The 12,399-nt window shown below is 73.3% G+C and carries 11 protein-coding genes; 3 read left to right on the top strand and 8 right to left on the bottom strand.

Going from position 1 to position 12,399, the window contains the following annotated elements; translation table 11 throughout:
- The 5 genes from ABD250_RS05775 to otsB form a co-directional block, all read right to left on the bottom strand.
- A partial coding sequence (locus ABD250_RS05775; protein ID WP_344391189.1) for a phosphotransferase occupies positions 1-722 on the bottom strand: 722 nt, incomplete at its 3' end.
- A gap of 34 nt (positions 723-756) precedes the next feature.
- On the bottom strand, positions 757-1,605 hold the full coding sequence (locus tag ABD250_RS05770; protein WP_179524508.1) for a metal ABC transporter permease: 849 nt from the start codon (positions 1,603-1,605) through the stop codon (positions 757-759).
- Positions 1,605-2,489: a metal ABC transporter ATP-binding protein gene (locus ABD250_RS05765; protein ID WP_179524509.1), complete on the bottom strand. Its 885-nt coding sequence runs from the start codon at positions 2,487-2,489 to the stop codon at positions 1,605-1,607. Before ABD250_RS05765 ends, ABD250_RS05770 begins: the two co-directional genes overlap by 1 nt.
- On the bottom strand, positions 2,476-3,597 hold the full coding sequence (locus tag ABD250_RS05760) for a metal ABC transporter solute-binding protein, Zn/Mn family (protein WP_179524510.1): 1,122 nt from the start codon (positions 3,595-3,597) through the stop codon (positions 2,476-2,478). The genes ABD250_RS05765 and ABD250_RS05760 overlap by 14 nt, the downstream gene beginning before the upstream one ends.
- 91 nt (positions 3,598-3,688) lie before the next feature.
- Positions 3,689-4,519 carry a trehalose-phosphatase gene (otsB, locus tag ABD250_RS05755; protein ID WP_182659364.1) on the bottom strand — a complete coding sequence of 277 codons (831 nt, stop codon included), beginning with the start codon at positions 4,517-4,519 and terminating at the stop codon, positions 3,689-3,691.
- 135 nt (positions 4,520-4,654) lie between these two features.
- On the opposite strand from otsB, the gene ABD250_RS05750 reads away from it, so the two are divergent.
- A complete protein-coding gene (locus tag ABD250_RS05750; protein ID WP_182659363.1) occupies positions 4,655-6,127 on the top strand; it encodes an amidase in 1,473 nt (490 codons plus the stop codon).
- The gene (locus ABD250_RS05745; RefSeq protein WP_179524513.1) at positions 6,124-6,825 is read left to right on the top strand and encodes a GntR family transcriptional regulator; all 702 of its coding nucleotides are present in this window, start codon (positions 6,124-6,126) and stop codon (positions 6,823-6,825) included. The genes ABD250_RS05750 and ABD250_RS05745 overlap by 4 nt, the downstream gene beginning before the upstream one ends.
- A 9-nt stretch (positions 6,826-6,834) precedes the next feature.
- On the opposite strand, the gene ABD250_RS05740 is transcribed toward ABD250_RS05745, so the two are convergent.
- Complete coding sequence (locus ABD250_RS05740; RefSeq protein WP_179524514.1) at positions 6,835-7,452, bottom strand: response regulator transcription factor; 618 nt, start codon at positions 7,450-7,452, stop codon at positions 6,835-6,837.
- Positions 7,453-7,546: 94 nt separating this feature from the next.
- Here ABD250_RS05740 and ABD250_RS05735 point away from each other — a divergent pair, with 94 nt between their 5' ends.
- Positions 7,547-7,819, top strand: a complete 273-nt coding sequence (locus ABD250_RS05735) for a WhiB family transcriptional regulator (protein WP_179524515.1) — start codon at positions 7,547-7,549, stop codon at positions 7,817-7,819.
- Positions 7,820-7,884: 65 nt separating this feature from the next.
- Here ABD250_RS05735 and ABD250_RS05730 read toward each other — a convergent pair whose 3' ends face one another.
- Together ABD250_RS05730 and ABD250_RS05725 are read right to left on the bottom strand one after the other, a co-directional pair.
- Entirely contained in the window at positions 7,885-9,348 is a 1,464-nt protein-coding gene (locus tag ABD250_RS05730; RefSeq protein ID WP_179524516.1) for an aldehyde dehydrogenase family protein, read from the bottom strand.
- Positions 9,345-12,395, bottom strand: coding sequence for an FAD-binding and (Fe-S)-binding domain-containing protein (locus ABD250_RS05725; RefSeq protein WP_344391325.1), 3,051 nt, complete (start codon positions 12,393-12,395; stop codon positions 9,345-9,347). The genes ABD250_RS05730 and ABD250_RS05725 overlap by 4 nt, the downstream gene beginning before the upstream one ends.
- Between the last annotated feature and the right edge of the window lie 4 nt (positions 12,396-12,399).

Here is a 12,399-nt window from a genome sequence, read left to right as displayed (position 1 = left end):
TCGATGAGCCCCAGCCGGCCCGGGGACGTCCGCCGATCCCAGTACAGGTGACGGACGTAGACGTCGTTGTGCAGGAAGACCCTGGGCAGCAGGGTGGACTGGAGCGCGGCGACCTCGTCACAGATCTCCCGCGCGGTCCGCATCTCGTCCTCGGTGAACACCGCAGGGAGGTCGTGGGCCACGATCCCCCGCACGAAGTCCAGGTTCTCGGGTTGGTACGAGTCCGGGACCCGGTCCAGCGGCGGGGTGGAGGTGTCGGCCGCGTGCAGCGCCGCCAGCAGGGCACCGAGCTGCCCGGCCACCGACGTCCTGTCCGTCGTGGGCAGACCGCGGAGTAGCTCGGGGGTCAGCCTGTCCCCACCCACCAGCGGATACCCGGCGAAGCCGCCGCCCGACGGGACGTGCGTGTACCGGGGGATCGCGGCGTCGACACCGGGGGACAGGTGGTCGAGGACGGCGATCTCCTGCGGGAGCTGGGCGAGCGCCTGCTCGTCCGTCGGGAACCGGAACACCAGCTCCCGGTGCCCGAGGGAGTCGGCCCCGCGGCACCCGCGGCACAGCACCACCACGTGGTCCCAGCCCTCGTCGATCCACGACGCCGAGTCCCAGGCGAGGGTCGGGAACGCGGCGCGGATCGCGTCGAGCTCAGCGCTGCGCTCGTCCGGGGGGTCGGCCGGGGGTCCGGCGGGTCGCTCGGCAGGGGGGTCGGGGTCGATGGGCACCCGTCCGACGGTAGTCACGCGGGCCGGTCGGTGCTCAGCTCCGGAGTGCCGCGACCGCCCGGCACGCCAGGTAGATGACGAAGGAGATGGTGGTGACGAACACCGAGACGGGCACCCCGGGCGCGAGCGAGAGCAGCATCCCACCGACCGCGGCGATCTGGGCGAACAGGATGGTCAGGGCGATCGCGCGCCCGGGGCTCGAGGTGACGGCGGCCGCGGCGGCGGCAGGGGTGATGAGCAGCGAGAGCACGAGCAGCGCCCCCACCACCTGGACGGCCTGGGCGGCCGCGAGGCCCACCAGTACCGCGAAGACCAGGTTGATCGCGCGCACGGGAACCCCCCGCGCCTCGGCGACCTCGGGGTCCGCGGAGGAGAAGACCAGCGGACGGTAGAGCGCGATCAACGTGACGCAGATGATCGCCGCGACCACCGCCATCTGGACCACGCCGTGCTCCGACACGCCCACGATCTGCCCGGTCAGCAGGGAGAAGCTGGTCCCCGACCGGCCCGGGTAGAGGTGGATGAACAGCACGGCCATGCCGAGGCCGAACGCCATGACCACGCCGATCGAACTGTCGCGCTGGGAGGCGCGGGCGCCCATGAGTCCGAAGATCAGCGCGGCCACCACGGATCCGAGGATCGCACCCAGGCCCAGGTTGAGGCCGAACAGCAGTGCGGCGGCGGCGCCGGTGAGGGCGAGTTCGCTGGCGCCGTGCACGGAGAACGACATCTGCCGCATCACGATGAACGGCCCGATCGCCCCGGCCAGCAGGCCGAGCAGCGCGATCGCGACCAATCCGTAGAGCACGAAGTCCTGGCGGAGCAGGTGCGCGGTCACCTCGGTGTCGGCGATCGTCCCGGCGATCTCGAGCAGGCGGTCCATCAGTGCGCTCCGGGGTGGGTGTCGTCGTGATGGTGGTGGCCGGTGGACCAGGGTTCGGCGCACAGGTGCTGGGTGTCGCCCACCACGATGATCTGGCCGCGGACCCGCAACACCTCGACGGGCGAGGAGTAGAGGTCGGACATGACCTCGGTGGTGAACACCTCCTCCGGGGTGCCGATGCGGTGGCGCCCGTCCACGAGGTAGACGATCCGGTCGACCATCGGCAGGACCGGGTTGATCTCGTGGGTGACGAAGAGGACCGCGGTGCCGTGGTGACGACGGCGGTGGTCGAGTACCGAGGCGACGGTGCGCTGGCCGGTGAGGTCCAGGCTCAGCAGCGGCTCGTCGCAGAGCATGACGCACGGGTCGCACGCGATGGCCTGGGCTACCCGGACGCGTTGCTGCTCGCCTCCGGACATGCGACCGAGCGGCTTGTCCGCCAGCTGCCCGGCCCCCAGGCGGTCCAGCGCGGCGTCGACCACCCGACGCTTCTCGCCGCGCCGGGACGGCCACCCCGGACCCCAGCGGGTCCCGTCGATCCCGAGTCCGACCAGGTCGCGTCCTCGCAGGGTGATCCCGGGGTCGAACGCCTTCTGCTGGGGCACGTACCCCAGGTGGGTTCCGCGGTCGCCGGGGGCGCGGCCGTCCACCAGCACGGTGCCGGAATCGGGTGCCAGCTCGCCGAGGAGCACCTTGAGCAGGGTCGTCTTGCCGGCTCCGTTGGGGCCGAGCACGGCGACGAACTCCCCGGCGGCCACCTCGAGGTCGAGATCGCGGATGAGGGTGCGCCCGCCGCGCGAGACCGTCACCGACTCCAGGGAGACGACCGTCCCGGGGCCGGGTTCGCCGCGGAAGTGAGATGTCACCTGGTCAGTGTCCACCATCGGCGACCGGGGTCGCACCGTCGAGGGCCGAGGACAGCGAGTTGACGATCCCCGTCATCCACGTGGTGTAGTCCATGCCCTCGGGGAGGGTCTCGGTGAGGTCGACGACGGCGACGTCCGCCGACTCGGCGGCGTCACGGACGCGGGCGGTCACGGTGGTCTCGGTCTGGGTGTTGAACGCGAGGAACGCGACCTCCCGCTCGCCCATCAGGTCGAGCATGGCGGAGAGGTCGGCCGCGGACGGGTCGGTGTCGTCCTCGATCGAGGCCAGGAATCCGCGCGGCGTCAGGTCGACCATGTGGGCGGCGTCGAACAGGTGGGCGCCGACCCGCTCGGTCTGGGCGTAGGGGAAGTGCCCGCGGTCGTGGATCGCGTCGAGCTCGGCCTCGAGGGGGGCGAGGGAGTCGGCGAACCGGTCGGCGTTCTCGCGGTACTCCTCGGCGTTCTCCTCGTCGATCGCCGCCAGCTCCTCGGCCACCCGCTCGGCCACGGCGGCCGCGGTGGGCAGACTGAACCAGACGTGCTCGTTGGTGTCGGACGCGTGGTCGTGGCCGGCGTGATCGTCGTCCGATCCGTGGCCGTCGTGACCGTCCTCGGCACCGTGACCGCCCTCGGCACCGTGATCGTCGTCGTGCCCGTGCTCGTCCGCACCGTGGTCGTCCGAACCGTGCTCGTCGCCGTGGGAGTGCTCGGCGATCGACTCGCCGGTGACGCGTTCGTACTCGTCGACCGCCCGGACCACGGGGACGTCCGCGGCGTTCTCGAGGGCCCGGTCCACGAAGGAGTCGTACCCGGCGCCGTTGTAGACCACGAGGTCCGCGCCGCTGACCGCTGCCGCGTCGGCCGGGCTCGCCTCGTAGGAGTGCGGGTCGGCGGCCGGGTCGGAGATCACGGCCTCCACTGTCGCGTTGTCCCCGGCCACCTGCTCGGCGATGTCGGCGTAGACGCTCGTGGAGGCCACGACGGTCGGTCCGGTGGCCGTGGCGCCCTCGCCGGAACCGTCCTCCGACCCGCAGGCGGTCAGGACGGCTCCTCCGAGGAGCGCGGCGGCGGCGATCGCCGCGGCCCGGGCTGGCAGGGGGGTGCGGGACAGGCTGGATGACGACATGGCGAAGACCGCTCTCGTAGCAATGGGAACCGTTGTCGTTAAGTGTATGTTGATCCTCGCCGACGGGGTCAACCGCGGGGTGGCCCGGAGGTCAGCCCCGCAGTTCGGCGAGCCGGGAGAGCAGCCCCACCACCGCGGGGATGTCGGCCACGCGGTGTGTGGCGAGAGTCCGGCCGTCTCCGACCTTGATCCCGATGTCCCCGTCGCGCAGGCGCGCGAAACCCCGCTCGTCGGTCACGTCGTCGCCGATGAAGATCGCGATCTCCGCCCCGGTCTGCTCGACCAGCCTCTCGATCGCCGCGCCCTTGCTCGCCTCGCGGACCGCGATCTCCACGACGTTCTTGCCCTCGGTCACGAACACGCCGTCGAGGGCGGCGGGTCGGGCCATCGCCTCGGCCATCGCCCGTTGGCGCAGGGCCGGGTCCTCGACCGGGCGGACGTGCAGGACGGCGGCCGTGGGCTTGTGCTCGACGTGGGCGCCGGGGGTGCGCGAGACGATCTCGGAGAGTTCGGAACCCACACGGTCGAGCCGGGCGAGCTCGTCGTCGTCCAGGGGCGTGTCGAACCCGCCCTCCCACTCCGACCCGTGGCTACCCACCAGCACCAGCGGCGCGACGGCACCGCTCACCCGGGCGAGTGCCTCACGGTTGCGGCCGGACAACAGGGCGACCGTGGTCCGCGGCAGCCCGGCGAGCCGATCGAGGGCGTCGATGGCGCCGGGTGCCGGGACGGCGAGGGTCGGGTCGTCGACGAACGGCGCCAGGGTCCCGTCGTAGTCGCACGCGATCACCAGGGTGGGGGTCCGCGCCGCGCGGCCCAGGGCGTCGGCGAGCTCGGGGGACAGGTCGACGGCGGCAGGGGGATCGGCGTCCGGGTGGAGCGCGGACCGCCCGTCGGGGGTGGCGTCGTCAGCTGGGGTCATGGCACCCAGGGTAGAAGGCCGGGTCGCTCCGGGTGTGGTGTCCGGTGACGCGCCCGCGGTGTCGGGGGAGGCCGGCGTGTTGACGGATCGGTGGTCGACTGTAGGATTGTCGACAATCCGACGGAAGGTAGATGGATGACCACGTCCCTGACGGCCCTGGAGCTCTCCGAGCGCTTCCGCAGCGGCGCGCTGTCCCCGGTCGACGCCGCGGAACACGCCCTCGAGGCGATCGAACGGGTCGACGGCGAGATCAACGCCTTCTGCCACCTCGACCCCGAGTCGACCCTCGCCGCGGCCCGTCGATCGGAGGACCGCTACCGGCGGGGTGAGCCCCTCGGCCCGATCGACGGCGTCCCCACCTCGATCAAGGACATCTTCTACACCCGTGGGGTGCCGACGCTGCGCGGTTCGCGACTGCTCGCCGACAAGCCCGGTGCCGCCGACCCCGGGTCGTGGCCCGACGACGCCCCGGTGACCTCGGCGGTGCACGAGGCCGGCTGCGTGGTGATCGGCAAGACCACCACCCCGGAGTTCGCGTGGAAGGGGGTCACCGACAACACCCTCACCGGTGTCACCCGCAACCCCCACGACCCCGACCTCACCCCGGGCGGATCGAGCGGTGGCGCGTCGGCTGCCGTCGCGGCCGGTCTCGGCCCCCTCGCCCTGGGCACCGACGGCGGCGGTTCGGTCCGGATCCCCGCCGCGTTCTGCGGCATCGTCGCGCTCAAGCCCACGTACGGCGTGATCCCCATGTTCCCGTCGAGTCCGTTCGGCACGCTCGCCCACGCCGGACCGATGACCCGGACGGTCGCCGACACCGCCGCGTTCATGGACGCGCTGCTCCGCCCCGACCCCCGGGACTGGTCGGCGGTCCCGGCCCGCGCCACGACCCCTGGCCCGGGCGGGTACCTCGCCGCGGCCACGGAGGGCGTCGACGGGGATCGTCCGCTCGAGGGTCTGCGGGTCGCGTACAGCCCCGACCTGGGGTTCGGTACCAACGACCCCGAGGTGGAGCGCGAGGTGACGCGCGCCGTCGGCGTCCTGGAGTCCCTGGGGGCGCGGGTGGAATCGGTCGACCCCGGGGTCAGCGATCCCGTCGACGCCTTCCACGTGCTGTGGTTCGCGGGCCTGGCCGCGGTGCTCGCGCCGCACGGCCCCGACGCGATCGACCACGTCGATCCGTCCATGCGTGAGGCGTTGGGCCGGTACCACGACTACTCCGCGGCCGACTATCTCGACGCGGTGGCGGTGCGGATGGCGTTGGGCGCCCGGATGGCGGACTTCCACCAGGGATACGACATCCTGATCACACCCACCACCCCGATCCCGGCCTTCGCCGCCGGATCGGATGTGCCCCCGGGCTGGCACAGTCCCGACTGGACCTCGTGGACCCCGTACACCTACCCGTTCAACATGACCCAGCAGCCGGCCCTCAGCCTGCCCTGCGGGACCACGGACGCGGGGCTGCCGGTGGGGATCCAGATCGTGGGAGCACGGTTCGAGGACCGCCTCGTCGTGCGGGTCGGCGCGGCGCTCGAGGCGGCGCTGGGGCGGGTCGTCCCCACCCCACGGGTCCACGCGTCCGCCGCCGGGGGTACCGGGGGATGACCGCGATCGGACCGGACCCCGGTCCGGAGGCCGCCGCCGGGCTGGAGCCGGTCGTCCGCGAGTCGACCCCCGCGCTCATCGCGCGCGCCCTCCGCCGCGCGATCTCGGACGGCACCTTCCCCCCGGGCGCCCAGCTCGGCGAGGCCGCGCTGGCGCGTTCGCTCGGGGTGAGCCGCGGGCCGCTGCGGGAGGCCATGCAGCGGCTGACCCAGGAGGGGTTGCTCGTCTCGCACCGCAACCGGGGGCTCTTCGTCCCGGACCTCTCCGCCGAGGCGGTCGAGGACATGTACCTGTTGCGCACGACCGTCGAGACCGCCGCGCTGGACCGCGTGCTCGCGCTGGGGTGGGGAGTCGACACCGCCGACGCGCTCGACGCCGCCGTCGCCGCGATGGCGTCCCTCGCCGACGAGCCACGGTCGGAGGCCATGGTCGAGGCGGACCTGGACTTCCATCACGTCCTGGTCGAGGCGGCCCGGAGCCCCCGCCTGTCGCGGGTGCACGAGACCGTCCTGGTCGAGACGAGCATGTGCCTGCACGCCATGCGCGGCACCTACTCGGACGCCGAGTCCAGGCTCGCCGAACACCGCGCGATCGCCGACGCCGTGCGGGCCGGGGACCCGGATCGGGCCAGGGAGTTGCTGGTCGACCACATGAGGGACGGGCTCGCGCGGGTCCGCGAGGGCGGCGGGGACCGGTGAGTGGCGCGATCAGCGGGAGACCGCGAGCCCGCTGCGCATCGCCCACGCCACCGCCTGCGGTCTGGTGGTCACCCCGATCTTGCGGTAGGCCTCCCGGATGTAGGTCTTGACCGTGTTGATCGACAGGTAGCAGGCCGCGGCGATCTCCTCGTTGGACCGGCCCTGGGCGATCAGCGCGAGCATCTCCGACTCCCGGGGGGTCAGGCCCACGTCGCCGGTCGGCCACAGTCCGGGGGACGTGTCCTCGCCGTCGCGGCCGAGCAGGCGCACCCGCTCACCCGCCGCGACCCGTTCCACGGCCCCGAGCAGCTCCTCGCCGGACAGTGATTTGGAGAGATACCCCGTCGCCCCCGAGGCGAAGGCCTCGTCGACAGCGCGCGGATCCGTGACGAACGAGTAGACGGCCACGGCCCCGATCGCCGGGTCGAGGGCCATGGCCGAGCACCGGGCCTGCCAGTCGACCGGGGAGGCGAAGGTATCGAACAGCACCACGTCCACGGGCACACCTGCGCGGGAGCCGGGCCCGTTCACCACGACCTCCACGCGGCCGGGGTACGCGGCCAGCAGTGCGTGCACACCGGCGATGACCAGTGTGTAGTCGTTCTCCACCGAGACCCTGACCGGCATCTGGGAACTTTAACAGTTGTGACCCGTCCCACCCCTGGGGGTGTGCCGAACTCCCTCGAGCGTGAATGAAGCTGGTTCCGACGGGGGGAGTGCCATGACGACCGCGACGAGAAGGATCGACGAACGATGGGCCTGGGCAGAGTACGGGATGTGCCAGGACGTACCGGACCTGTTCTACAACTCCGAGAACGAGTCGAGGAGCCTGCGCCGGCGCAAGGAGACGGCGGCCAAGAAGCTCTGCGCGCAGTGCCCGGTCATCCAACAGTGCCGCGCGCACGCCGTGGCCCACCGCGAGCTGTACGGCGTCTGGGGCGGGATGTCCGAGGCCGAGCGGCACCGGCTCGCCGGGCGGGTCCGCACCGGCTGACCGCCCACCGGCTGACCGACCACCGCCTTCCGCCGAACCGCCCACCGGCGGAGGGCGGCGGGCGATCAGCGCACCGGGATCGCGACGAGCTTGGTCTCCACGAACTCCTCGATCCCGGTGAGCCCGCCCTCGCGGCCGAGCCCGGACTGCTTGATGCCACCGAACGGCGCGGCCGGGTTGGAGACGATCCCGGTGTTGACGCCCACCATTCCCGCCTGCAGGCGCTCGGACATGGTCATCGCGCGGTCCAGGTTCTCGGTCATCACGTAGGAGACCAGGCCGAACTCGGTGTCGTTGGCCAGGGCCACCGCCTCGTCGTCGGAGTCGAACGGGATCAGGGCGGCCACGGGACCGAAGATCTCGGTGGACATGAGGTCGGAGTCGGCCGCCACTCCGGTCAGGACGGTGGGCGGGTAGAAGTACCCGGGTCCCTCGGTCCGCGATCCGCCGCACAGCACCTCGGCCCCGCGCCCCACGGCGTCGTCGACCAGGTCGACCACCTTCGCCACGGCCTTCTCCTCGACCAACGGGCCCACGTCGGTGCCGTCCCGCGTGCCGTCGCCGACGGTCAGGGCGGACATCTTCTCGGTGAGGCGCCGACCGAACTCGTCCAGGACCGAACGGTGGACGAGGATCCGGTTGGCCGACGTGCAGGCCTCGCCCATGTTGCGCATCTTGGCGGCCATCGCGGCGGCCACGGCTGTGTCCATGTCCGCGTCCTCGCACACCACGAACGGGGCGTTCCCGCCGAGCTCCATGGAGGTGCGCAGCACCCCGCGCGCGCACTGCTCCAGCAGCATCCGGCCGACCGGCGTGGACCCGGTGAACGACAGCTTGCGGGCGATCCCGGAGTCGATCCACGGTTCCACCACACTGCCCGGCTCGGTGGTGCACACGACGTTGAGGACGCCGTCGGGGAGCCCCGCCTCGCGCAGGAGGTCCACCACGTACAGCGAGGTCAGGGGCGTGAGGTTGGCCGGTTTGAACACCATGGTGCAGCCGGCGGCGACGGCCGGGCCGATCTTGCGGGTGGCCATGGCCAGGGGGAAGTTCCACGGGGTGATGAGGATGCAGGGCCCGACCGGTTCGTGGGTCACCATGAGACGGGTCCTGCCGTCGGGCGAACGGCGGGCGTCCCCGCGGATGCGGCAGGCCTCCTCGGAGAACCAGCGGAAGAACTCGGCCCCGTAGGTGACCTCGCCCTTGGCCTCCGCCAGCGGTTTGCCCATCTCGGTGGTCATGAGCAGCGCCAGCTCGTCGGCGCGGTCGAGGATCAGCTCGTACGCGCGGCGCAGGATCTCGGCCCGGTCGCGGGCGGGCACGGCCGCCCACTCCGGCTGCGTCCGCCCGGCGGCCTCGATCGCGGCGGCCGCGTCCTCGGCCCCGCCGTCGGCGACGGTCGCGATGGACTCACCGGTCGCGGGGTTGACCACCTCGAAGGTGGCGCCGGAGGCCGCGTCGCGCCAGGCCCCGTCCACGTGGACGCCGGTGCCGAGCGCGGCGATGATGTCGGTGACGGATCGGGTCATGTGGGCCTCCTGGTGGGCGCGGGGCTGGGGCTGGGGCTGGGGCTGGGAACGGGGCTGGGAACGGGGCGGGGACGAGGGTCCGGGTCGAGCAGTTCGAACAGGTGCCGGCCGGCGCGGCCGGATCCGGTGGTGGGGTCGGTGGCGCCCAGGTGGTCGACCTGGGTGGCGCAGGAGAATCCATCGGTGAGTACGGGGGCGTCCGGGTCCGCCCGCAGGGCCGGGGCCAGGGCCTGCTCGGCGACGGCCGCGGTGACGGCCTCGTGGCCGGCGGTGAACCCGAAGTCCCCGGCGACGCCGCAGCAGCCGGTGGCCTCCCTGACCGACCCCACGCCGAGCGCGGTGAGCGTCGCCCGCTGCACGCGGTTGCCGAACGTCGCGTACTCGTGGCAGTGGGTCTGCACGGTGACCCGGTCCGGGGCCGCGCCGCGGGGCCAGGCGGGGGCGCGCCCCTCGCCGGCGAGGCGGCCCAGGTGATCGGCCGCCGACCGGACGCGGGCCGCGACGCGGCGGGCGACGTCGGCGTCGGGGGTGTCGGCGAGCAGGCGGGGGAGGTCCTCGCGGAGGGTGGCCGCGCAGCTGGGTTCGACGACGACGACGGGGACCTCGCCCCCGTCCGGCCCGCGGATCGCGTCGAGGTGCCGGGCGGTCGCGCTCATGGTGCGACGTGCCGCGGAGAGCCTGCCTGTCGTGACGTGGGTCAGCCCGCAGCACTGGTCGGCGGTGCAGGCGACGGAGGTGTGCGCGCCGCCCAGCACGCGCGCGGCGGCCCCGGCGACCGCGGGGCGCAGTCCGCGGGTGAACGAGTCGAGGAACAACACGACCTCCGCGGAGGTGCGCCCCGGCTCCGGCTCGCGGACGGTCCACACGCTCTGCGGTACCCGGTCGAGCTCCTCGTGCAGCTCGGGCGCGGACGCGAAGCGGGGCATGGTGCGCTCGGTGCTCAGGCCGCCCATCCGTGCCGCGGCGCGGCCGGCGCGGGTGCCCAGTAGGGCGTTGAGCGGCCCGGCGGCGCGGACCGTCCCGCGGAGCCACAGCGGCAACAAGCCGAGTGAGTAGTGTGCCATCGGCCTGACCCGGCGCCGGTAGCGGCGGTGCAGGACCTCGGATTTGTAGGTGGCCATGTCCACGCCGGTGGGACAGTCCGAGGAACAGGCCTTGCACGCCAGGCACAGGTCGAGCGAGTCCTCGACCGCCGGGTCGTCGACGGGCAGCGTCCCGCGCACCACCTCCTGCAGGACGCGGGCCCGACCCCGGGTCGAGTCCTTCTCGTCCCCGGTGGCGCGGAAGGACGGGCACATCACCCCGCCGGAGGAGGTGCGGCACCGGCCCACCCCGATGCAGGCCTGAACGGGGTGTGCGCCGTCGGCGGAGGTCAGCAGCCCCAGGTCGCGGCGGCCCACCCCGGCCAGGGCGAGGTCGGCGTCGAGGGGTCGCGTGGCGGTCAACCCGCCCGGGGCCAGGATCCCCGCGGGGTCCCAGATGCGGGCGAAGCGGGCGAAGGTGTCCAGCATCTCGGGGGAGTACATAACCGGCAGCAGTTCCGAGCGGGCCCGGCCGTCACCGTGTTCCCCGGAGAGCGAGCCGCCGTGGCTCACCACCAGGTGGGCGGCATCGGTGCAGAAGGCCCGCATGACGCCCCGGCCCTCCTCGGACCGCAGGTCGAAGCTGATGCGGATGTGCATGCACCCGGCCCCGAAGTGCCCGTACATGACCCCGGTGAGGCCGTGCCGGTCGAGCAGCCGCCGGAAGTCGGCGAGGTAGTCGGCCAGCCGGTCGGGTGCCACGGCCGAGTCCTCCCAGCCGGGCCAGGACTCGATGGTCGCCCCGGTTGAGGGGTCGGTAAGTCTCGAGCTCAGCCCGGCGCCGTCCTCGCGTACCCGCCAGAGGTCGGCGCGGGCCACCGGATCCGTCACGACGAGCGACTCGACGGCGTGGCCGGTTCCGGTGAGATCCGCGGCCAGTCCGGCGACCCGGTCGTCGAGCGTCCCGTCCGCGGCGCCGGCCGCGTCGTCGGCTGTGGCGTCGGCAGTGGCGCCGGCTGGGGCACCGTCCTCGTCGAGTTCGACGAACAGCCACGCCCTGCCCGCGGGGAGGGCCGCCACGGCGTCGGCGCCGCGCCGCTCGCGCATGGTCTCGACGATCACCTCGTCGATACCCTCGACCGCGGTGGGGTGGTGCCGCAGGATCGCGGGGACGTCCCGGGCGGCGTCCACCACGTCGGCGTAACCCACCACCAGCAGCCCGGTCCGAGCGGACCGCGGGACCGCGCGCATGGTCGCGACGGTGACCACCGCGCACGTGCCCTCGGAGCCCACTAGGGAGCGCGCGACGTCGAAGCCCTCCTCGGGCAGCAGGTGGCGCAGGTGGTACCCCGACACCTGGCGGGGTAGACGGCCGAGCTCGGTGCGGATGGCGGCCAGGTGGTCGGCGGCGAGGTCGCGCAGCTGCGCGTCGAGGTGCTCGGCCCGGGCCGTGGCCGCCGCGTCCGACGGGTCGGTGGCCTCGACCCCGGTGCGCGTCGCGGTCAGGCGCAGGCCGTCGGCGGTGACGATCCGCAGCGACACCACGTGGTCCGCGGTCCTGCCGTGGCGCACCGAATGGTTGCCGCAGGCGTCGTTGCCGATCGCCCCGCCCAGGCACGCCCGGGACTGGCTGGACGGATCGGGGGCGAAGGTCAGGCGTTCGTCCGTGGCGGCGTGGACGGCCGCGCGCAGGGCCGTCAGCACGCACCCGGCCTCGGCGGTGACGGTCCGGGCGCCCTCGTCCACCCCGAGGACCCGGTTCATGTGCCGGGACAGGTCGATCACCAGCCCGGTGCCGATCGCGTTGCCGGCCATGGACGTCCCGCCGCCGCGCGCGGTGGCCGGCACGCCCAGTCGGTGGCACACGGCCAGCGCGGTGGCGACCTCGGACTCCGAGCGGGGGAACAGCACGGCCGCCGGCACGACCCGGTAGTTGGAGGCGTCGTAGGAGTATTCGGCGATCCGGCGGGGGTCCGACTCGGGCGCGAGGCCCGCGCCGACGAGCGCATCCACGAGCGCGCCCACCCGC

Source organism: Dietzia cercidiphylli (assembly GCF_039531545.1).
In the GTDB taxonomy this organism is placed as follows: Bacteria; Actinomycetota; Actinomycetes; order Mycobacteriales; family Mycobacteriaceae; genus Dietzia; species Dietzia natronolimnaea.
Note: the sequence above shows the minus strand (reverse complement) of the source record. Positions and strands in the feature narration are given on the sequence as shown.

Bases quoted from the DNA above. Each gene is read 5' to 3' on its own strand.
- ABD250_RS05745 (WP_179524513.1), top strand. From the start codon at position 6,124: ATGACCGCGATCGGACCGGACCCCGGTCCGGAGGCCGCCGCCGGGCTG.
- ABD250_RS05770 (WP_179524508.1), bottom strand. From the start codon at position 1,605: ATGGACCGCCTGCTCGAGATCGCCGGGACGATCGCCGACACCGAGGTG.
- ABD250_RS05735 (WP_179524515.1), top strand. From the start codon at position 7,547: ATGACGACCGCGACGAGAAGGATCGACGAACGATGGGCCTGGGCAGAG.
- ABD250_RS05765 (WP_179524509.1), bottom strand. From the start codon at position 2,489: ATGGTGGACACTGACCAGGTGACATCTCACTTCCGCGGCGAACCCGGC.
- ABD250_RS05750 (WP_182659363.1), top strand. From the start codon at position 4,655: ATGACCACGTCCCTGACGGCCCTGGAGCTCTCCGAGCGCTTCCGCAGC.
- ABD250_RS05740 (WP_179524514.1), bottom strand. From the start codon at position 7,452: ATGCCGGTCAGGGTCTCGGTGGAGAACGACTACACACTGGTCATCGCC.
- ABD250_RS05760 (WP_179524510.1), bottom strand. From the start codon at position 3,597: ATGTCGTCATCCAGCCTGTCCCGCACCCCCCTGCCAGCCCGGGCCGCG.
- ABD250_RS05730 (WP_179524516.1), bottom strand. From the start codon at position 9,348: ATGACCCGATCCGTCACCGACATCATCGCCGCGCTCGGCACCGGCGTC.
- otsB (WP_182659364.1), bottom strand. From the start codon at position 4,519: ATGACCCCAGCTGACGACGCCACCCCCGACGGGCGGTCCGCGCTCCAC.